Here is a 20,216-nt window from a genome sequence, read left to right as displayed (position 1 = left end):
GCGCTCAGGCCGCGTCGCGCAGCAGCGCGAGACAGCGGCGCTTGATGTCGATAAACACGGGCTCGGTCGTGCTGTCGTCGGTGCGCAGGTGGCGCGCCGTGTCAGCGCAGCAGGTAAGGGATGTCGACCTTGACCGCGCCGGTCGGGCAGTCGCGTTCGCACGGCATGCAGTACCAGCATTCGTCGAACTGCATGTACGCCTTGCCCTTGGAGACGTCGATCGCGAGCAGGTCGAGCGGGCACACGTCGACGCAGACGGTGCAGCCCTTGTCGGCGATGCACAGCGACTCGTCGATCGTCACGGGCGCGCTGCTGCGCTGGAAGGTGTCGTGCGGGGTATGGGGCATGGCAAGGTTCCTCACAGGGCGGCCGCGGGCGCGGCCGGTTCGCGGATGCGCAACTGCGCGTAGGCGCCGCGTTCGTCGTCGGCAAGCGGCACGACGTACGGTTCGACCGGCCGCTTCTCGCTGCGCATCGCGCCGGCGGCGTCCTTGCGCAGCCACGTGTGGCAGAACCATTCGGCATCATCGCGGTGCGGAAAATCGACGCGATGGTGGTACAGCCCCCAGCGGCTCTCGGTGCGGAACAGCGATGCGCGCGCGGCCATTTCCGCGCAATCGCGGATCGCGCGCACTTCGGCCGCGCGCATCAGTTCGTGCGGGTTGTTCGCCTTGATTTCTTCGATATCCTCAGTGATTTCGTCAAAACGTTGCAACCCGATTTCCATCTTGCGCGTCACCTTCGGCGGTTGCAGGTAGTCGTTCACCATGCGGCGCAGCTTGTACTCGACCTGCGCCGGCGCCAGGCCGCGCTCGCGCAGCAGCGGCGCGAGCGCGCGGGTGCGCTCGGCATCGACCTGTTCGTCGTCCACCGGCGCGTGTTCGCGGCCGGCCACGTAGTCGGCCGCGTGTTGCCCGGCGAACCAGCCGTACGTAAACGCGCCGAGCATGTAGTTGTGCGGGACGGCCGCCATGTCGCCGGCCGCGTACAGCCCCAGCACGGTCGTCTCCGCGCGCGCATTCACGTACACGCCCGATGCGCTGTGGCCGCTGCAGAAGCCGATCTCGGAGATGTGCATCTCGACCATCTGGCTGCGGTAGTCGGTGCCGCGCCCCGCATGGAAGCGGCCGCGGCTCGGCCGCTCGTTGGTATGCAGGATCTGCTCGATGGTCCGGATCGTTTCCTCCGCGAGATGGTCGAGCTTCAGGAACACGGGACCGTTGCCGCTCTGCAGTTCCTGGTAGAACTCCCACATCATCTGGCCGCTCCAGTAGTCGCATTCGATGAAGCGTTCGCCCTTGCCGTTCGCGGTGAAGCCGCCCAAGGGGCCCGTCACGTACGCGCACGCCGGGCCGTTGTAATCCTTGATCAGCGGATTGATCTGGAAGCATTCGAGGTTCGCGAGCGCGGCGCCCGCGTGATAGGCCATCGCGTAGCCGTCGCCCGCGTTGGTCGGGTTCTCGTACGTGCCCATCAGGTAGCCCGACGCCGGCAGGCCGAGGCGGCCGGCCGCGCCGCAGCAGAGAATCACGGCCTTCGCGCGGATCACGTGGAAATCGGCGGTGCGGCAGTCGAAGCCGAGCACGCCGCTCGCGCGACCCTGCGCGTCGGTCAGCACGCGCGTCGCGACGATCCGGTTCGTGATCGCGATGCGGGCGCGCTTCAGTTGCCGGTACAGCACCTTCTTGATGTCGTGGCCTTCCGGCATCGGCAGCACGTACGAGCCCATGTGGTGGACCTTCTTCACCGCGTAGTCGCCGGTGCCGTCCTTCTCGAACTTCACGCCCCAGCGGTCGAGCTGCTCGATCGTCGCGAAGCTGTGCGTCGCGTACGCGTACACGGCTTCCTGGTCGACGATCCCGTCGTTGGCGATCGTGATCTCGCGCGTGTACTGCTCGGGCGTCGCATGGCCGGGAATCACCGCGTTGTTCAGGCCGTCCATCCCCATCGAGATCGCGCCGCTGCGTTTGACGTTGGCCTTCTCGAGCAGCAGCACGCGCAGCGACGGATCGCGTTCCTTCGCCTTGATGGCCGCCATCGGGCCGGCCGTGCCACCGCCGACCACGACGATGTCGTATTCGTGCACATGGGTATTCATCGCGGGTTCCTTGCAGGTTTGCGCGCCTTCTGCCGGTCGACGCGCAACCGGTACTGGAAGGCGTCGCCGCGGAAGTAGAGGTATTCGTAGTCGATCGGCGCGCCCGACGCGTCGTGCGTGAGGCGCTCGATGCGCAGCACCGGGCTGCTTTCCTCGACGTGCAGCGCGTCGACGATGTCGTCGTCCGCGAGGATCGCGTCGATCGACACGTCGGCATGGCCGAGCGGGATGCCGCAGTCGTTCTCCAGGATCAGGAAGATGTCGCGGGTCGCGAGATCGGCGCCGGCGAGACGCTTGCCGAGCGCTTCCGGCACCCAGGTCTGTTCGAGCGACACGGGTTCGCGGTTCAGCAGTCGCACGCGATGGATCTCGACGAGCGGCGCGCCTTCGGGCACGTTCAGCTTCGTCGCGAGATGGCGATCGGCCTTCACCGTGCGCAGGCTGCGCAACTGGTTGACGATCTCGTAGCCCATCGACGACATCGCCTCCGCGAAGCCCTGCAGCGACGTCACGTTCTGGAACGCCTTCGGCTTCGACACGAACGTGCCCTTGCCGTGCAGCTTGAACAGCAGGCCTTCCTTCTGCAGGTCGCCGAGCGCCTGGCGCACCGTGATGCGGCTGACGTCGAACATCGCGCAGAGCGCGTGCTCGGACGGCATCCGGCTGTGCGGCGCGTAGGTGCCGTCGAGAATGCGCGCGCGCAGCGTGTCCTTGATCTGCACGTAGAGCGGGGCCGCGGACAGCGGCACGACGTTGGGTGGGGGCATCGGTCAACTTGTTATGACAAGATGGGGTGAGTGTAGCCAGCGCGAGTGCGTGCCCCAACCAACGATTTCTGATTTCGAATTTCCCGTTGAGGAAAAGTGGGGCGCGCGATCCGACCCTTGCGAGCCGAGCGGATTCGCCCAAAATAAAAAATTCGCGACCCATGCGGCGCGCATGTCGATTTCCCGATGTGCCGCCCGTCGTATCGATATCGACCGGGCAGTGCGCCGCACCATGCGGCCGGCGGCCGGTTGCCGCGAATGGCGCAACGAACGAGGAGAAGCCACATGACACGCCACATGCCGGATTCCCGATACCGCTGGGTGATCGTCGCCGCAGGCGGCCTGATGGGCTGCGTCGCGATCGGCGCGATGTTTTCGTTGCCGGTGTTCCTGCGGGCTATCGCGCGCGATACAGGCTGGTCGATGACCGGCATCTCCGCCGCGATGACGCTCGGCTTCATCGCGATGGCCTTCGCGAGCCTGGCGTGGGGCAGCCTGTCGGACCGCGTCGGCACGCGGCCGGTCGCCATCGCGGGCGCCGCGCTGCTGTCGGCGAGCCTCGCGCTGGCGAGCCGCGCGCCGTCGCTGCTCGCGTTCCAGCTGACCTTCGGCCTGGCCGTCGGCGGTGCGACGGCCGCGATATTCGCGCCGATGATGGCGTGCGTGACCGGCTGGTTCGACACGCACCGCAGCCTCGCGGTCTCGCTCGTGTCGGCCGGCATGGGGATGGCGCCGATGACGATGGCGCCGCTCGCTGCGTGGCTCGTGTCGGTGCGCGACTGGCGCACGTCGATGCTGCTGATCGCCGCGCTGGCGGCCGTCGTGATGATTCCGGTGTCGCTGCTGGTGCGCCGGGCGCCCGCGCTCGATCCCGAATCCGCGCACGCGGCGGCTGCGCCGGCGTTCGCCGGCGCGCCCGCCGCGATGTCGGTCGCGGATGCGCTGCGCTCGCCGCAGTTCATGGTGCTTGTGCTGACCAACTTCTTCTGCTGCGCGACGCATTCGGGCCCGATCTTCCATACGGTCAGCTACGCGGTGACCTGCGGGATTCCGCTGATCGTCGCGGTGTCGATCTACAGCGTCGAAGGACTCGCGGGCATGGGCGGCCGGATCGCGTTCGGGATCCTCGGCGACCGGCTCGGCGCGAAGCGCATGCTGGTGGCGGGGCTGCTCGCGCAGGCGCTCGGCGCGCTCGGCTACTACTTCGTGCGCACGCTCGACGGCTTCTACGCGGTCGCGACGCTGTTCGGTTTCATCTATGCGGGCGTGATGCCGCTGTATTCCGTGCTCGCGCGCGAGAATTTCCCGCTGCGGATGATGGGCACCGTGATCGGCGGCTGCGCGATGGCCGGCAGCCTCGGGATGGCCGCGGGCCCGGTCGCCGGCGGCCTGATCGTCGATGCGTTCGGCAGCTATGGCCGGCTGTACCTCGGCTCGTTCGCGATCGGGATCGGCGCGTTCCTGATCGCGACGATGTTCCGCCCGTTCGCGAAGGCGCGGCCGGAAACCGTGGCTGCGTAATCGGGCAGCGGAAGCGACGCGCGTCGCATTTTCACGCGATCGACGGCGGCCGGCCGCATCGACGTGGATAAAAAATGGGCCCGGATACGCGTTCCATTTGCACGCGTCCAAACCGCGCTCAGCCTGCTGCTGCGCAGCAGAGCGGCAACTGACGGCGATCGGCGCGCATGCGCGGCGATTCGGCCCCTAAAACCACAATATCGAGCATGTATTCGAAGGGCCTGTCATACCGGCGTCACCCTGCTAGAATTCGCCCTGCCGCATTGTTCCGATTGACTGATGAGACTGCTTGACGCCCTGGTCGAACAACGTATTGCCGCCGCCGCCGCGCGGGGCGAGTTCGACGATTTGCCGGGTACCGGCGCGCCGCAGGCGCTGGATGACGACCTGCTCGTGCCCGAGGAGGTGCGGGTGGCCAACCGTATCCTGAAGAACGCGGGCTTCGTGCCGCCGGCCGTCGAGCAACTGCGCGCGCTGCGCAACCTGCACGACGAAGTGCAGGCGGTCAGCGACCGTGCCGCGCGTTGCCGGCTGCAGGCGAAGATCCTCGCGCTCGACATGGCGCTCGAATCGCTGCGCGGCGGCCCGATGGTGATGCCGCGGGACTACTGCCGGCGCATCGCGGAACGCCTGTGCGAGCGCGGGCTCGACGACGCGCCCGCCGAAGCGGGGACGATGTGACGTCCGACGCGCTGCACGACGCAGCACGCTCTGCAGCCGCCGCGGCCGCTGACCCCGCCGCCGATTCTCCCGTTCACGAAACCGCGCCCGTCGCGGCGCGCGACCTCCATTTCATGCGTCTTGCGCAGGCTGCCGCCGAAGAGGCGCGCGCGGCCGGCGAAGTGCCGGTCGGCGCGGTGCTCGTGCGCGGCGACGAAGTGATCGCCCGCGGCTTCAACCATCCGATCGGCGGGCACGACCCGTCCGCGCATGCCGAAATGGCCGCGCTGCGCATGGCCGCGCAGCAGCTGCAGAATTACCGGATGCCCGGCTGCGAGCTGTACGTGACGCTCGAGCCGTGCCTGATGTGCGCAGGCGCGATCATGCACGCGCGCATCGCGCGGGTCGTCTACGGCGCGGCCGACCCGAAGACGGGCGCGTGCGGCAGCGTGATCGATGCCTTCGCGAATCCGCAACTGAATCACCACACCGAAGTGACCGGCGGCGTGCTCGCCGACGAGTGCGGCGCCGCGCTGAAGTCGTTCTTCGCCGAGCGCCGTCGCGCGCTGCGCGAAGCGCGGCTTGCCCGCGACGCCGAATCCGGCGCGTCATAGGCCGCCGCTCGCCGCGCCCGGCGTCCCGGGCGCGCACGGTTTTCGTGAACCGGACACGGTTCGGTCCCTCTAAGCAGGTTTGACGATCCCGACACCTTTCGCCATGTCCTTCCAGCCCGCCGCGTCCTACACCATCCGCCTGCTGGCGCCGTCCGGCTATCCGCACGACCCCGACGCGATCAACCGCGCGCTCGAGCGCCTCAGCACCGCGCAGCAGCGCATCGAGAACATCGAGGCGACGCAGCGGCGCTTCCAGCGTTTCGGCGGCACCGACGGCGAGCGGGCAGGCGACCTGAACCGCCTCGCCGATCCGGAACGGCCGCTGCCGGACATCGCGCTCGCGGTGCGCGGCGGCTACGGCGCCGCGCGCATCCTGCACGGGCTCGACTATCGCGGGCTCGAACGCCGGTTGCGCGACCAGCCGGTCGCGCTCGTCGGTCACAGCGACTTCACGGCGATTCAACTGGCGCTGTACGCGAAGGCGCGCATCAAGACGTTCGGCGGCCCGATGCTGTCGGCCGACTTCGGCGCGGAAACGCCCAGCGACTTCACGATGCAGCATTTCTGGCAGACGCTGACGCAGTCGAGCACGACGATCGTCGCCGACGCACCGCAGGTGCAGACGGTGAACGTGACGGGCACGCTGTGGGGCGGCAACCTCGCGATCCTCACGTCGCTGGTCGGCACGCCGTACATGCCCGACATCGAAGGCGGCATCCTGTTCATCGAAGACGTCAACGAGCAGCCGTTCCGGATCGAGCGGATGATCTATCAACTGCACCTGTCGGGGCTGCTCGCGCGGCAGCAGGCGCTCGTGCTCGGCCAGTTCACCGGCGCGCGGCCGTTCGAGTACGACAACGGCTACGACATGCAGGCGATGATCGATCAGGTGCGCGCGGTGATGGGCATCCCGGTCATCACGGGGCTCCAGTTCGGTCACGTGCCCGACCTGTTGACGCTGCCGTTCGGGGCACAGGCGCAACTGGTCGCGAATGCGCACGGGTTCCGGCTCACGTTGTCCGACTATCCGCATCTCGGCTGATGCCGGCGCGATCGATCGAAAGGCGGGCTTCCCGCCTTTTTTTTATGTAGATGTGCAACTAACGGTCCGCGTTTTTCGTCGACACCAACACGATCGTCACGCGTTTTTGCACCATTTTTGTCAACAAAATGACCGGGCGGGTATACGACGAGAACGGCCCCCGTCTTGCCTGTCAGGACTGTCATGCATGGATTTCGTGCGCGCCGCACCGAATGGAGACACCCCGGCGCACGCCGATTGTGCGAAATCCTGAAAAAGAATTGTTGACAATCTTTATGTCCACCCTAGGATGAGGACCATCACACGATGCAGATCATGAACGAGCCCGATTCCTCTCCGTCCGGTGCGGCCAGCCCCGAAGCGATCGCCGAGCGGATCCGCACCGCGATCCTCGAGCATCGGCTCGCGCCCGGCGCGAAGCTGACGGAGGCGCAGCTCTGCGACGTGTTCGGCGTGAAGCGCGGGACGATCCGCCAGGCGCTCGCGCAGCTCGCGACCGACAAGCTGGTCGATCTGGAGCCGAACCGCGGCGCATTCGTCGCGAGCCCGACGCTGCAGGACGTGCACGAAGTGTTCGAGATGCGCCGGATCATCGAGCTGGCCGTGGTCGAGCGGCTCGCGACCGGCCCCGGCGCCAGGCGGCTGAAGGGCGTCGCGGCGCTGATCGACAAGGAACGCAAGGCGTTCGAGCGGCACGACTTCGCGGCATGGATCCGGTTGTCGGGCGAATTCCATACGGCGCTCGCGACGCTGATGGGCAATGCGACGCTCAGCGAGTGCCTCGAAGGGCTCGTCGCACGCTCGACGCTGATGTCGGCGCTGTACGAATCGCACGGGCGCAGCCCGTGCTCGTGCGACGACCACGACGAGATCCTCGCCGCGCTGGAGGCGGGCGATCCGAAGCAGGCGGTGACGCTGATGGCGCGCCACCTGCAGCATGTCGAACTGAAGATGCTGGACCGGCCCGCGCAAGGGCAGGTCGATTTGCGCGAAGTGTTCGGCGGCGCCTGAGCGGCGACGCGAACCCGGCCGCGCGCCACAGAACGAGCGAAATGCAGGCCCGCGGTGTTTGCCGCGGGCCGCGGGTCCGACTCCGGGCGACGATCCGGAGCGATATCGATGACGGTGGAGCGGCCTTGCGGCCGCGTCAAGGAGAAGTCATGGCTCAGTTCAGTGTGGCGCACGACAGCGCCTATCCGGCGGAAGAAGGCGGCGAGGGCGGCGGTCCGGCACTGCCGGACGGTTACAGCGAACGTTTGTACAACGAAGATTTGGCACCCCTGAAGAATCAGACATGGGGCTCTTACAACATCTTCGCGTTCTGGATGTCGGACGTGCACAGCGTCGGCGGCTACGTGTTCGCGGGCAGCCTGTTCGCGCTCGGGCTGACAAGCTGGCAGGTGCTGATCGCGCTGATCGTCGGCATCGGCCTCGTGAACGCGCTGTGCAACCTGATCGCGCGGCCGAGCCAGCAGATCGGCGTGCCGTATCCGGTCGCGTGCCGCGCGACCTTCGGCGTGCTCGGCGCGAACGTGCCGGCCGTGATCCGCGGGCTGATCGCGATCGCGTGGTACGGCATCCAGACCTATCTCGCGTCGAGCGCGCTCGTGATCGTCGTGCTGAAATTCTTCCCGCAATGGCTGCCGTATGCGGACGTTCATCGCTACGGCTTCCTCGGGCTGTCGGCGGTCGGCTGGGCCGGCTTCATGCTGCTGTGGGTGCTGCAGGCGTTCGTGTTCTGGAACGGGATGGAGACGATCAAGAAGTTCATCGACTTCGCGGGCCCGGCCGTCTATGTCGTGATGTTCATCCTCGCCGGATACATGGTATGGCGCGCGGGCTGGCGCAACATCGGCATCAATCTCGGCGGCGTCAAGTATCACGGCGCGGAAGTGATTCCGGTGATGATCACCGCCGTGTCGCTCGTCGTGTCGTACTTCTCCGGGCCGATGCTGAACTTCGGCGATTTCTCGCGCTACTGCCGCTCGTTCGGCGACGTGAAGCGCGGCAATTTCTGGGGGCTGCCCGTCAACTTTCTCGCGTTCTCGCTCGTCACGGTGATCACTACCGCCGCGACGCTGCCGGTGTTCGGCGAACTGATCACCGACCCGGTCGCGACGGTCGGCCGCATCGACCATCCGACCGCGGTGATCCTCGGTGCGCTGACCTTCACGATCGCGACGATCGGCATCAACATCGTCGCGAACTTCGTGTCGCCGGCGTTCGACTTCTCGAACGTCGCGCCGCGCCTGATCAGCTGGCGCGCGGGCGGGATGCTCGCGGCGGTCGCATCGATCTTCATCACGCCGTGGAATCTGTTCAACAACCCGGCCGTGATCCACTACACGCTCGACGTGCTCGGCGCGTTCATCGGCCCGCTGTACGGCGTGCTGATCGCCGATTTCTACCTCGTCAAGCGCGGCCGCCTCGTGCGCGACGACCTGTACACGATGTCGGAAAGCGGCGCCTACTGGTACACCGGCGGCGTGAACCGCCGTGCGCTGGCCGCGCTGCTGCCGGCCGCGGTGATCGCGGTTGTCTGCGTGATGGTGCCGGGCTGGCAGGCCCTCGCGAATTTCTCGTGGTTCATCGGCGCGGGGCTCGGCTTCGTGTTCTATCGGCTACTCGCGAGCGCGAAGGCGTGAGGAGCATGCGATGAAGATCCGACTGATCAATCCGAATACGACGCAGCGGATGACCGATGCGATGGGCCGCTGCGCACGCGAGGTCGCGGCTGTCGGCACGGAGATCGTGGCCGTGAGTCCGCCGATGGGGCCGCCGTCGATCGAAGGCTATTACGACGAGGCGCTCGCGACGCCTGGCCTGCTCGCCGAGGTCGCGCGTGGCGAGCGCGACGGCTGCGACGCGTACGTGATCGCGTGTTTCGGCGATCCGGGCCTCTACGCGGCGCGCGAGCTTGCGCGCGGGCCGGTGATCGGCATCGCCGAGGCCGCGATGCATGCGGCGAGCGTGCTCTCGCCGGGCTTCTCGGTCGTCACGACGCTCGCGCGCACCTGCGGGATGGCATGGCACCTCGCGGAGCGCTACGGGATGAAGCGGTTCTGCCGCAACGTGCGCGCGACCGACGTCGCGGTGCTCGAACTCGACCGGCCCGGCTCGGCCGCGCGCCGGATCATCGTCGACGAATGCCGGCGCGCGCTCGACGAGGACGGCGCCGACGCGATCGTGCTCGGCTGCGCGGGGATGGCCGAATTCGCGCACGAGATCGAGCAGCAGATCGGCGCGCCGGTGGTCGAGGGCGTCACGGCGGCCGTGAAGTGGGCCGAGGCGCTCGTTGCGCTGCGACTCGCAACCGCGAAGCGCGGCGATTATGCGCGGCCGCTGCCGAAGCGCTACGACGGCGAATTCGCACGCTTCAGCCCGCCGGGCGGGGATGCGGCGGAGCCTCCGCCGAATTTGCCGCAACCGCACATACACACCGTCTGACATGCACTATCTGCGCCGCTGTATGGGCGCGTATCAACGTTTTCGCTACACTGGGCCGTCATCGCATCGGCTCGCGCGGCCGGCCCACGGCACCGCGCGGTCGATGCGAACCCATTATTCCAGCCCGCTCTCGTTGCATTCCGAACCATGTCACTCGATCCCAACTATCCTCGCGACCTGATCGGCTACGGCCGCCATCCCGTGCAGGCGAACTGGCCGGGGCGCGCCCGCGTCGCCGTGCAATTCGTGCTGAACTACGAGGAGGGCGGCGAGAACTGCGTGCTGCACGGCGATCCGGGCTCCGAGCAGTTCCTGTCCGAAATCGTCGGCGCGGCCGCGTATCCGGACCGCCACATGAGCATGGAGTCGATCTACGAATACGGGTCGCGGGCCGGCGTGTGGCGCATCCTGCGCGAATTCGAGAAGCGCGGGCTGCCGCTGACGGTATTCGGCGTCGGCATGGCGATCGAGCGTCATCCGGAGCTCGCGCGGGCATTCGTCGAGCTCGGCCATGAAATCGCGTGCCACGGCTGGCGCTGGATTCACTACCAGAGCATGACGCCGGAACTCGAAGCCGAGCACATGCGCCTCGGGATGGAAGCGATCGAGCGCGTGACGGGCGAGCGTCCGCTCGGCTGGTACACGGGCCGCGACAGCCCCAACACGCATCGCCTCGTCGCCGAATACGGCGGCTTCCTGTACGACTCGGACAACTACGGCGACGACCTGCCGTTCTGGATGGACGTCGAGGTGTCGGGCGGCCGCACGTCGCCGCAACTGATCGTGCCGTACACGCTCGACACGAACGACATGCGCTTCGCGACGCCGCAGGGCTTCAACACCGGCGACCACTTCTTCCAGTACCTGCGCGACGCGTTCGACGTGCTGTACGCGGAGGGCGACGAAGCGCCGAAGATGCTGTCGATCGGCATGCATTGCCGGCTGCTCGGCCGGCCGGGCCGGTTCCGCGGGCTGCAGCGGTTCCTCGATCACATCGAGCAGCACGATCGCGTATGGGTGACGCGCCGTGTCGATATCGCGCGTCACTGGCGTGAACATCATCCGTATCAGCCCAATCATCGAAACGAAGGGAAAGCATGAAGGCGATGCGCTACACGTTGGAACAACTGAATACGATGGCGCCGAGCGCATTCGTCGCGGCGCTGTCGGGGATCTTCGAACATTCGCCGTGGGTGGCCGAGGTCGCCGCGGGCAAGCGGCCGTTCGCGAGCATCGACGCGCTGCACGAGACGATGTCGGACGCGGTGGAAACCGGCGGCGAAGCGCGCCAGCTCGCGCTGATCAACGCCCACCCGGAGCTGGCCGGCAAGGCCGCCGTGCGCGGCGAGCTGACGGCCGAATCGACCCGCGAGCAGAGCGGCGCGGGCCTCGACCAGTGCACGCAGGAAGAATTCGACAAGCTGCTGACGCTGAACCGCACGTATCGCGAGAAATTCGGCTTCCCGTTCATCCTCGCGGTGCGCGGCTATGACCGCCACGGCATCATCGCGAACTTCGAGTCGCGCGTGAATCATTCGCGCGACGACGAGCTGCGTGCGAGCCTTGACCAGATCTACCGGATCGCGCGCTTTCGCCTCGACGACCTGATCGACGCCTGACACCGCCGCCTGACACCGCAATACGGCCCGCTGCGTCGCGGCGGTCCGATCGTCTCACTGAAACAAGGAAACATCATGGCTGTTCCGCTTCTCGATCCGAACGCACCCGATTTCACGCGGCGCTACGTGAATCTTGCCGACCCGCGTCTCGGTGCGCAGGCGCTCGAGGCCAGCGACGATTTCTTCGCGCCGAAGGACCGGATGCTGAACCCCGAGCCGGCCGTCTTCATCCCCGGCAAGTATGACGACCACGGCAAGTGGATGGACGGCTGGGAAACGCGCCGCAAGCGCACGACCGGCTATGACTGGTGCATCGTCAAGCTTGCGCGCCCGGGCGTGATCAAGGGCTTCGACATCGACACGAGCCACTTCACCGGCAACTTCCCGCCGGCCGCATCGATCGAGGCCGCGTTCGTGGCCGACGGCGCGCCGACGCACGCGACCGAGTGGGTCGAAATCGTCCCGTCGACGACGCTGCAAGGCAACAGCCATCACTACGTCGAAGCGAGCGACGCGCGCGCGTTCACGCATCTGCGCGTGAACATCTATCCGGACGGCGGCATCGCGCGCCTGCGCGTGTACGGCCAGCCGCAGCTCGATTGGGCCGGCGCGAGCGCGACCGAGCAGTTCGACCTCGCGGCGATGGAAAACGGCGGTTACGTGGTGGCGGCGAACAACCAGCACTTCGGCGTCGCGTCGAACCTGCTGCTGCCGGGCCGCGGCGTGAACATGGGCGACGGCTGGGAAACCCGCCGCCGCCGCGAGCCGGGCAACGACTGGGCGATCATCGCGCTCGCGCAGCCGGGCGTGATCCGCAAGATCGAAGTCGATACCGCGTTCTTCAAGGGCAACTACCCGGATCGCTGCTCGATCCAGGCCGCGTATGTATCGGGCGGCACCGACAGCTCGCTGATCACGCAGTCGATGTTCTGGCCGGTGCTGCTCGGCGAACAGAAGCTGCAGATGGACAAGCAGCACTACTTCGAACAGGAGATCGCGTCGCTCGGTCCCGTCACGCACGTGCGACTGAACATCATTCCGGACGGCGGCGTGTCGCGCCTGCGTCTGTGGGGGACGCTCGACAAATGAAGACGCTTGTCATCGAACCGCTGACCAGGGAAGCGTTTGCGCCGTTCGGCGACGTGATCGAAACGGCAGGGGCGAAGCAGATCCCGATCAACCTTGGCACGACGATCCGCTTTCACGATCTCGCGAAAGTCGACGTGACCGATGAGGGCGGCCGCCCGCTCGTCAACCTGTTCCGCGGCCAGCCGCGCACGCTGCCGTTCGAAGTGAAGATGCTGGAGCGGCATCCGCTCGGCAGCCAGGCGTTCGTGCCGCTGAACGACCAGCCGTATCTCGTCGTCGTCGCGCCCGCGGGCGAGCTCGATCCGGCGAAGATCCGCGCGTTCGTGACGAGCGGCTGGCAGGGCGTGAACTATGCGAAGGGCGTGTGGCACCACCCGCTGATCGCGTTGGGTGGCGTCAGCGATTTCATCGTCGTCGATCGCGGCGGGGACGGGCAGAACCTGAACGAGCAGGATCTGCAGGAGTCGCTGTGGCTCACCGAGGATGCGCTCGATGCGGTGACGGCCTGAGTCAGGCTGATCGTCCGTCTGTCGAAACCCGCGCGGCCTGCGCGGGTTTTTTATATGCACTCGTTGGCTCGCTCGCGAATCAGGTTGCCGCGGCCTTGCGCATATTGCGCGAACCGTTGCCGCCGCGCTGCCGATTCGCGACCGGCGCATGCTGCGCCATCAGCTCGGCGACCCAGTCGACGAACACGCGCAGCTTCGCGCTGACGTGCCGGTTCGGCGGGAACGCGACATACATCGGCATCGGTTCGAGTTGCCATGGTTCGAACAGCGGCACCAGTTCGCCGCTCGCGCGATACGCGGCGGCCATGTAGTCGGGCAGCCACAGGATGCCGAGCCCCGCGAGGCCGGCTTCGAGGTACGCATTGCCGTCGTCGACCGCGAGCACGTAGCGCCCGCGCACATTGACCTGCTCGCCGTCGCGCTCCATCGCGAACGGCAGCGTCTTGCCGGTGCGCGCCCACAGAAAGCCGACGACCCGATGATGCGTATCTTCGAGTTCGGCCGGATGCGACGGCGTGCCGGCGCGCGCGAGATAGGCGGGCGACGCGTACACGCCGAGCCGCAGGTCGCCGATGCGGCGCGCGACCAGCGCGCGGTCGGTCGGTTCGCCGCCGCGCACGACGCAATCGACGTTCTCGCCGATCACGTCGACCACGCGGTCGCTCACGCCCATGTCGAGCTGGATGTCCGGATAGCGCGCATGGAACGCGGGCAGCGCGGGGATCAGGATCAGGCGCGCGAACGGAGTCGGCACGTCCACGCGCAGCCGCCCGCGCGGCGACGCCGACGCCGCGGACAGGCTCGTTTCGGCATCGTCCATGTCGGCCAGCAGCCGCACGACGCGCTCGTAGTACGCGGCGCCGTCGGCGGTGACGACGACCTTGCGCGTCGTGCGGTTGAACAGCTTCACGCGCAGCCGCGCTTCGAGCTGCTGCACCAGTTGCGTGACGGTGGTGCGGCTCATGTGCAGCGTGTCGGCTGCCTTCGTGAAGCTGCCGGCTTCCACCACGCGGGCGAACGCCTGCATTGCGTCGAATCGATCCATCGGTCGGAGCTCCGCGTCGGTCGCAGATTGTTTGGAATGCGCAAACAGTGTTGGACAGGGTTGCCGGTTTATCCGCCGCGCAACGGTCCTTAAAGTGCCTCCATCGTTGATGCAAGGGCACGTCGCCCGACAAGACCGATGGAGGTGTCGAATGGCAAAGCGTAGCGTAGTTTTTCCGCCGGGTCGCCAGGCGCTGTATGACCGCAACCGTTATTCGCCGGGGCTGCGCTCGAACGGCTTCCTGTTCGTATCCGGGCAGGTCGGCAGCCGCGAGGACGGCTCGCCCGAGCCGGAACTGGGCGCGCAGGTTCGTCGCGCGTTCGACAACCTGAATGCGGTGCTGCGCGCGGCCGGCTGCACGTTCGACGATGTCGTCGACGTGACGGTGTTCCTCGTCGACCCCGAAGCGACGTTCGAGCGGGTCTGGGAGATCGTCCCCGAATACTGGGGCGACGCACCGCATCCGACGCTGACCGCCGTCGGCGTGACCTGGCTGTACGGGTTTCAGTTCGAGATCAAGGCGATCGCGCGGTTGCCGGAGACGGTCGACGGGTGAGCGGGGCGCGTCGTGCGACCGTTCGACGTGAGCGTCGACGTGGCGCCCGCGCTCGCGGACGAAGTCGCGATGGCGCACGTGTAGCGCGTGCTATCGTGCCCGCATCGCCACCACATGACGTCCGGTTCCCGGCGCGATCTTCCGATGAGCCAGCCTGAAAACGACCTCGCGGTCCTGCTGCGCACGATGCAGCCCGAACTGCATCCGGGTGCATTCGCATTCATCGCGCTACCGCACGCCGCAGACGTATCGTTATCCGAAGTGATTGCGACGTTCCGCGAAGCGGAGGGGGTGACGGTCGTGGTCGACGAGGAGACGGCCGCGCGCCGCGGCTGGCCGGTGCTGTTCCGCGCCGCGTGGATCACGCTGACCGTGCATTCCGACCTCGCGGCCGTCGGCCTCACGGCCGCGTTCGCGCGGGCGCTCGGCGCGGCTGGCATCAGCTGCAACGTGATGGCCGCCGCTTACCACGATCACATCTTCGTGCCGTTCGTCGACGGCCCGCGTGCACGCGATGTACTCGTCGCACTGCAGCGCGACGCGATGCGCGGCTGACACGCGAATGGCATTCCTCCGCGTGGGAAAAAAACGGGCCCGTGTGACCGGGCCCGCGAACGGAGAGAATGGCGCCGGCGAATGACTTCCGGCGCCCGGCGGGCGGCTTACTTGACCGCGCCGCCCTCGAACCAGGCGGCGAGCTTCGTCCGCTCGTCGTCGGTCATGTGCGTGACGTTGCCGATCGGCATCGCCTTCAGGCGCACGGCCTGGTCGTAGATGCGCTGCGCGTTCTTCGACACTTCGTCCGGCGTATCGAACATCACGCCCGCCGGTGCGCTGCCCATCAGCGTCGGCTTGGCCGAGTGACACTCGACGCAGCGCTGCTGCAGGATCGGCATGATGTCGTTGATCGCGATCTTCGGTGCGTTGGCCGCTTGCGCTTCCGGCGCGACCGGTTTTGGCATCGTCCACACCAGCGCGCCCGACAGCAGCGCGACGCCGCCGATCGGCAGGTACCACAGCTGCTTGCCGCGGTGACGCATCACGAAGAACTGGCGAATCAGCGCGCCGGCCAGCATGATCAGCACGAGCACGACCCAGTTGAACTTGTTCGTGTACGTCATCGCATAGTGGTTCGACAGCATCGCGAACACGACCGGCAGCGTGAAGTACGTGTTGTGCACCGAACGCTGCTTGCCGCGCTTGCCGTAGATCGGGTTCGGTTCCTCGCCCTTGAGCATCTTGTCGACCATCTTGCGCTGGCCCGGGATGATCACGAAGAACACGTTCGCCGACATGATCGTCGCGAGCATCGCGCCGACGATCAGGTAGGCGGCTCGGCCCGAGAAGATGTGGCACGCGAGGTACGCGGCGGCGACGACGTACAGGCCGACGCAGATGCCGAGCACGCGGTCGTTGGTGTCGAGCAGGCGACACAACGAGTCGTACACGATCCAGCCGGCCGCTAGGAAGCCGAGTGCGGACGCGACGGCGACGACCGGGCCCATGTCGAGCACGTTCTTGTCGATCAGGTACGTGTTCGGCGCAAGCAGGTACAGCACGAAGAACAGCGTGAAGCCCGACAGCCACGTCGTGTACGACGGCCACTTCGACCAGTGCAGGTCATCGGGCATTTCCGGTGGCGCGACCGTGTATTTCTGCATGTTGTAGAAACCGCCGCCGTGGACGTGCCACAGCTCGCCGAACACCCCGCGCTTGCGCTGGTTCGGGTCGGTCGGCGGTTTCAGGCTGTTGTCGAGCGCGACGAAATAGAACGACTCGCCGATCCACGCAATGGCGACGATGACGTGCAGCCATCGCAGTGCGAGGTTCAGCCAGTCGGTGATGAAGCCTTCCATGAAACTCCTCCAGACTCAGATCGTTTGTCTTGATGCAGGTGCTGATTCGAATGTCAGCTGCCGCGATAAGTGCTGTACGACCACGGCGACACGAGCAGCGGCACGTGGTAGTGCGAGCCGACGTCGGCGATGCCGAAGCGCAGCACGACGCGGTCGACGAAGCGGGGTTCGGGCACCTTCACGCCGAGCGCCGCGAAGTAGTCGCCGGCATGGAACACGAGTTCGTATTCGCCGGCGGCGAGTGCCGCGCCTTCGAGCAGCGGTTCGTCGCAGCGGCCGTCGCTATTGGTCAGCACGGTCTTGATCGCGCGGCGCGATTCGCCGTCCAGCGCGTAGAGGTCCACCTTGATGGCGGCGCCGGGGCGACCGTGCGCCGTATCGAGTACGTGGGTAGTGAGCTTTCCCATTCGTTGTTCCTTGTGTGAATGCGAGGTTCGGCGGCGACTCGATCCATGACTGTGCGGCGGATCGAGGCTCCACGTCACGTGGCTACATACCCGTCGGCGAGCGTGAAGCGAGCGCCGTGCAGGCATTGTAAAAAGGTTCCCCGTGCAAATACGTGCGCGATATCGAAGATAATGCGCCGCGCATGAGCGGCTGTCGACGGCCCGCCGGACAGGGCCGAGCGCACCGATGCCGGGCACGCGCGGGGCGTCGGGCGGCGTACCATACCGAATCCCTGAAGCACGGTATTCGCGATCGTGTATTGTGTGCGGCGCGCGCTTGGGCGATCCTCCCGCCGTGCGCGTCGGCCGGTGGCCGCGCGTACCCCGAAGACGGCGAGCACGCCGGGTAACCGGGCCAGGGCGTTCGAACGGACGCAGGCACCGGGGCGTGCCGCGATTCAGCGTTCGAACGGCTGTGTGACCGCTTCCAGGACAGCCCCTGGAGCCAGACCGACGCGGAGAACGCATGAATCTCGAGCAGCACGCCGGCGCACGCGCGCCGACCCCTTCCTCATCCCGCCCGAGGACCCTGCTGGTCAAGCACGCCGACGTGCTCGTGACCATGGACGACACGCGCCGCGAACTGCGCGACGCGGGGCTCTACATCGAAGACAACCGGATCGTCGCGGTCGGCCCGAGCGCCGAGCTGCCCGACACGGCCGACGAAGTGCTCGACCTGCGCGGCCACCTCGTGATCCCGGGGCTCGTGAACACGCACCATCACATGTACCAGAGCCTCACGCGCGCGGTGCCGGCCGCGCAGAACGCCGAACTGTTCGGCTGGCTGACGAACCTGTACCGGATCTGGGCGCACCTGACGCCCGAGATGATCGAGGTGTCGACGCTCACCGCGATGGCCGAGCTGCTGCAGTCGGGCTGCACGACGTCGAGCGACCATCTGTACATCTACCCGAACGGCAGCCGGCTCGACGACAGCATCGGCGCCGCGCAGCGGATCGGCATGCGCTTTCATGCGAGCCGCGGCGCGATGAGCGTCGGCCAGCGCGACGGCGGGCTGCCGCCCGATTCGGTCGTCGAGCGCGAGCCCGACATCCTGCGCGACGCGCAGCGCCTGATCGAGACCTATCACGACGACGGCCGCTACGCGATGCTGCGTGTGGTGGTCGCGCCGTGCTCGCCGTTCTCGGTGAGCCGCGAGCTGATGCGCGACGCGGCCGTGCTCGCGCGCGAATACGGCGTGTCGCTGCACACGCACCTCGCGGAGAACGTCAACGACATCGCGTACAGCCGCGAGAAGTTCGGGATGACGCCCGCCGAATATGCGGAAGATCTCGGCTGGGTCGGCCACGACGTGTGGCATGCGCACTGCGTGCAGCTCGACGATGCGGGCATCGGCCTGTTCGCGCGCACCGGCACGGGGGTCGCGCATTGCCCGTGCTCGAACATGCGATTGGCGTCCGGCATCGCGCCGGTGAAGAAGATGCGGCTCGCGGGCGTGCCGGTCGGGCTTGGCGTGGACGGTTCCGCGTCGAACGACGGCGCGCAGATGGTGGCCGAGGTACGTCAGGCGCTGCTGCTGCAACGGGTCGGTTTCGGGCCCGACGCGATGACCGCGCGCGAAGCGCTCGAGATCGCGACGCTCGGCGGTGCGAAGGTGCTGAACCGCGACGACATCGGCGCGTTGAAGCCGGGCATGGCCGCGGATTTCGCCGCGTTCGACCTGCGTCAGCCGCTGTTCGCGGGCGCGCTGCACGATCCGGTCGCGGCGCTCGTGTTCTGCGCGCCGTCGCAGACGGCGTACACGGTGGTGAACGGGAAGCTGGTGGTGCGGGAAGGGCGCCTTGCGACGCTCGATCTGCCGCCGGTGATCGAGCGTCACAACGCGCTGGCGCAAGCACTCGTGGAAGCGTCGCGCTGACGCGTCGGCGGGGAGGTCGCGCCGCACGTCGCGCGGCCGTTGCCGTCACACCCGCCGCGCAACGGCGTGCCCGGCGGGCGCGTGGCGCGCGCCGTATGCGATTACGCCTCGATCAGCGTGCGGGTGGCCTCGGCGACGAGGCTGCGCAGCCAGCGCACTTCGTCGGAGTAATGGCAGCGCTCGTGCCACAGCTGGTAGTACTGCATCGGCGGGAAGTCGAGCGGCGCCGGCACGACGGACAGCGGCAGGAACTTCGCGTAGTGATCGGCGAACAGCCGCGTGGTCGTGAAGATCAGGTCCGACTTCACGAGCACGTAAGGCGCGAGGTTGAAGTACGGCAGCGTGACGACCACGTGGCGCTTGAGCCGTTCGCGCGCGAGATGCACATCGATCGCGCCGCGCTGGCCGACCGAGTACGGCGTCGGCGCGAGATGCGGCGCGTTCAGGTACTGGTCGAGCGTGAGCCCGCCGCGCTTCGCGAACGGATGCGTGTTGCTCATCAGGCAGACGATTTCGTCGACGAACAGGTTCGACAGGTGCAGCTGCTCGGGCGGTTCGGGCCAGTTGCCGACGACGATGTCGAGCTTGCCGTCTTCCAGCGCGAGCTCGTAGTCGAACGCGGGGCCGAGCGAATGGAACTCGAGCGTCGCATTCGGCGCGGCCAGGCGGAAGCGTTCGACGACGGTCGGTACGAACAGCACGTTCAGGTAATCGGGGCAGCCGATCCGGTAGCAGCGGATCGACGTGGCCGGGTCGAAGTTGTGCTGCTGAAACTTGATGCGCTCGATTTCGCGCAGCGCGTTCTGCACGGGCTCGAGCAGGCGCAGCCCGTATTCGGTCGGCACCATGCCGGATTTGCCGCGCACCAGCAGCGGATCGCCGGTGATGTCGCGCAGGCGGCGCAGCGCGGCGCTGATCGCCGGTTGCGATTGGTTCAGTTTGACGGCCGCGCGCGTGACGCTGCGCTCCATCAACAAGGTGTGCAAGACGCGCAAGAGGTACGTGTCGATCGCCTCGCGTTGCTGACTCATGTTATCTCCGGTTTATATGGCTGGGCTGATCGAGGAA

General features: G+C 67.2%; 21 protein-coding genes. 14 read left to right on the top strand and 7 right to left on the bottom strand.

The features are described 5' to 3' along the window. Window positions 1-101 precede the first annotated feature (101 nt). Genes JYG37_RS12045 through JYG37_RS12035 form a run of 3 tightly spaced genes read right to left on the bottom strand, consistent with a single transcriptional unit; the run spans window position 102 to window position 2,865 of the window. Complete coding sequence (locus JYG37_RS12045; protein ID WP_050013325.1) at window positions 102-347, bottom strand: 4Fe-4S dicluster domain-containing protein; 246 nt, start codon at window positions 345-347, stop codon at window positions 102-104. An 11-nt stretch (window positions 348-358) separates the two neighbouring features. After that, window positions 359-2,098: a fumarate reductase/succinate dehydrogenase flavoprotein subunit gene (locus JYG37_RS12040; protein ID WP_089488558.1), complete on the bottom strand. Its 1,740-nt coding sequence runs from the start codon at window positions 2,096-2,098 to the stop codon at window positions 359-361. After that, complete coding sequence (locus JYG37_RS12035; protein WP_124593982.1) at window positions 2,095-2,865, bottom strand: GntR family transcriptional regulator; 771 nt, start codon at window positions 2,863-2,865, stop codon at window positions 2,095-2,097. Before JYG37_RS12035 ends, JYG37_RS12040 begins: the two co-directional genes overlap by 4 nt. A 297-nt stretch (window positions 2,866-3,162) precedes the next feature. Between JYG37_RS12035 and JYG37_RS12030 the strand changes: the two genes are divergently transcribed. The 11 genes from JYG37_RS12030 to JYG37_RS11980 all read left to right on the top strand — a co-directional run bounded on the left by JYG37_RS12030 (window position 3,163) and on the right by JYG37_RS11980 (window position 13,366). After that, complete coding sequence (locus JYG37_RS12030; protein ID WP_213346096.1) at window positions 3,163-4,386, top strand: MFS transporter; 1,224 nt, start codon at window positions 3,163-3,165, stop codon at window positions 4,384-4,386. Between the two features lie 279 nt (window positions 4,387-4,665). Next, the gene (locus JYG37_RS12025) at window positions 4,666-5,067 is read left to right on the top strand and encodes a DnaJ family domain-containing protein (protein ID WP_027784729.1); all 402 of its coding nucleotides are present in this window, start codon (window positions 4,666-4,668) and stop codon (window positions 5,065-5,067) included. After that, the gene (gene tadA, locus JYG37_RS12020; protein ID WP_050013321.1) at window positions 5,064-5,660 is read left to right on the top strand and encodes a tRNA adenosine(34) deaminase TadA; all 597 of its coding nucleotides are present in this window, start codon (window positions 5,064-5,066) and stop codon (window positions 5,658-5,660) included. The genes JYG37_RS12025 and tadA overlap by 4 nt, the downstream gene beginning before the upstream one ends. Window positions 5,661-5,763: 103 nt before the next feature. After that, window positions 5,764-6,702: a muramoyltetrapeptide carboxypeptidase gene (gene ldcA / locus JYG37_RS12015; RefSeq protein WP_050013320.1), complete on the top strand. Its 939-nt coding sequence runs from the start codon at window positions 5,764-5,766 to the stop codon at window positions 6,700-6,702. 306 nt (window positions 6,703-7,008) lie between these two features. Then, window positions 7,009-7,713, top strand: a complete 705-nt coding sequence (locus JYG37_RS12010; protein WP_050013319.1) for a GntR family transcriptional regulator — start codon at window positions 7,009-7,011, stop codon at window positions 7,711-7,713. Between the two features lie 149 nt (window positions 7,714-7,862). Continuing rightward, entirely contained in the window at window positions 7,863-9,347 is a 1,485-nt protein-coding gene (locus tag JYG37_RS12005; RefSeq protein ID WP_027809652.1) for an NCS1 family nucleobase:cation symporter-1, read from the top strand. Window positions 9,348-9,357: 10 nt separating this feature from the next. Next, on the top strand, window positions 9,358-10,149 hold the full coding sequence (locus tag JYG37_RS12000) for an aspartate/glutamate racemase family protein (RefSeq protein WP_176016012.1): 792 nt from the start codon (window positions 9,358-9,360) through the stop codon (window positions 10,147-10,149). Window positions 10,150-10,296: 147 nt separating this feature from the next. After that, window positions 10,297-11,250: an allantoinase PuuE gene (gene puuE / locus JYG37_RS11995; protein ID WP_050013317.1), complete on the top strand. Its 954-nt coding sequence runs from the start codon at window positions 10,297-10,299 to the stop codon at window positions 11,248-11,250. Then, a complete protein-coding gene (gene uraD, locus JYG37_RS11990; protein WP_050013316.1) occupies window positions 11,247-11,768 on the top strand; it encodes a 2-oxo-4-hydroxy-4-carboxy-5-ureidoimidazoline decarboxylase in 522 nt (173 codons plus the stop codon). The genes puuE and uraD overlap by 4 nt, the downstream gene beginning before the upstream one ends. Window positions 11,769-11,843: 75 nt before the next feature. Then, the gene (gene alc / locus JYG37_RS11985; protein ID WP_089467694.1) at window positions 11,844-12,857 is read left to right on the top strand and encodes an allantoicase; all 1,014 of its coding nucleotides are present in this window, start codon (window positions 11,844-11,846) and stop codon (window positions 12,855-12,857) included. Next, the gene (locus JYG37_RS11980) at window positions 12,854-13,366 is read left to right on the top strand and encodes an ureidoglycolate lyase (protein WP_213345436.1); all 513 of its coding nucleotides are present in this window, start codon (window positions 12,854-12,856) and stop codon (window positions 13,364-13,366) included. The genes alc and JYG37_RS11980 overlap by 4 nt, the downstream gene beginning before the upstream one ends. Window positions 13,367-13,445: 79 nt before the next feature. On the opposite strand, the gene JYG37_RS11975 is transcribed toward JYG37_RS11980, so the two are convergent. Continuing rightward, entirely contained in the window at window positions 13,446-14,411 is a 966-nt protein-coding gene (locus JYG37_RS11975) for a LysR family transcriptional regulator (protein WP_050013313.1), read from the bottom strand. A 151-nt stretch (window positions 14,412-14,562) separates the two neighbouring features. On the opposite strand from JYG37_RS11975, the gene JYG37_RS11970 reads away from it, so the two are divergent. Both JYG37_RS11970 and JYG37_RS11965 read left to right on the top strand, forming a co-directional pair. After that, a complete protein-coding gene (locus JYG37_RS11970) occupies window positions 14,563-14,967 on the top strand; it encodes a RidA family protein (protein ID WP_124630794.1) in 405 nt (134 codons plus the stop codon). 144 nt (window positions 14,968-15,111) lie between these two features. Continuing rightward, complete coding sequence (locus JYG37_RS11965) at window positions 15,112-15,522, top strand: ACT domain-containing protein (RefSeq protein ID WP_050013311.1); 411 nt, start codon at window positions 15,112-15,114, stop codon at window positions 15,520-15,522. A gap of 107 nt (window positions 15,523-15,629) precedes the next feature. Here JYG37_RS11965 and JYG37_RS11960 read toward each other — a convergent pair whose 3' ends face one another. After that, the gene (locus JYG37_RS11960; protein WP_213345435.1) at window positions 15,630-16,823 is read right to left on the bottom strand and encodes a urate hydroxylase PuuD; all 1,194 of its coding nucleotides are present in this window, start codon (window positions 16,821-16,823) and stop codon (window positions 15,630-15,632) included. 53 nt (window positions 16,824-16,876) lie between these two features. Continuing rightward, window positions 16,877-17,230 carry a hydroxyisourate hydrolase gene (gene uraH, locus JYG37_RS11955; protein WP_089435183.1) on the bottom strand — a complete coding sequence of 118 codons (354 nt, stop codon included), beginning with the start codon at window positions 17,228-17,230 and terminating at the stop codon, window positions 16,877-16,879. A gap of 505 nt (window positions 17,231-17,735) precedes the next feature. Between uraH and JYG37_RS11950 the strand changes: the two genes are divergently transcribed. After that, window positions 17,736-19,148 (top strand): 8-oxoguanine deaminase, encoded by a 1,413-nt coding sequence (locus tag JYG37_RS11950; RefSeq protein ID WP_089488557.1) that lies wholly within the window; start codon window positions 17,736-17,738, stop codon window positions 19,146-19,148. A gap of 101 nt (window positions 19,149-19,249) precedes the next feature. Here the strand turns inward: JYG37_RS11950 and JYG37_RS11945 are convergent, their stop codons facing one another. Beyond that, window positions 19,250-20,179 (bottom strand): LysR substrate-binding domain-containing protein, encoded by a 930-nt coding sequence (locus JYG37_RS11945; protein WP_006478550.1) that lies wholly within the window; start codon window positions 20,177-20,179, stop codon window positions 19,250-19,252. Window positions 20,180-20,216: the final 37 nt, after the last annotated feature.

It is taken from the genome of Burkholderia sp. LAS2, assembly GCF_018417615.1.
GTDB classification, from domain to species: Bacteria; Pseudomonadota; Gammaproteobacteria; order Burkholderiales; family Burkholderiaceae; genus Burkholderia; species Burkholderia sola.
Note: the sequence above shows the minus strand (reverse complement) of the source record. Positions and strands in the feature narration are given on the sequence as shown.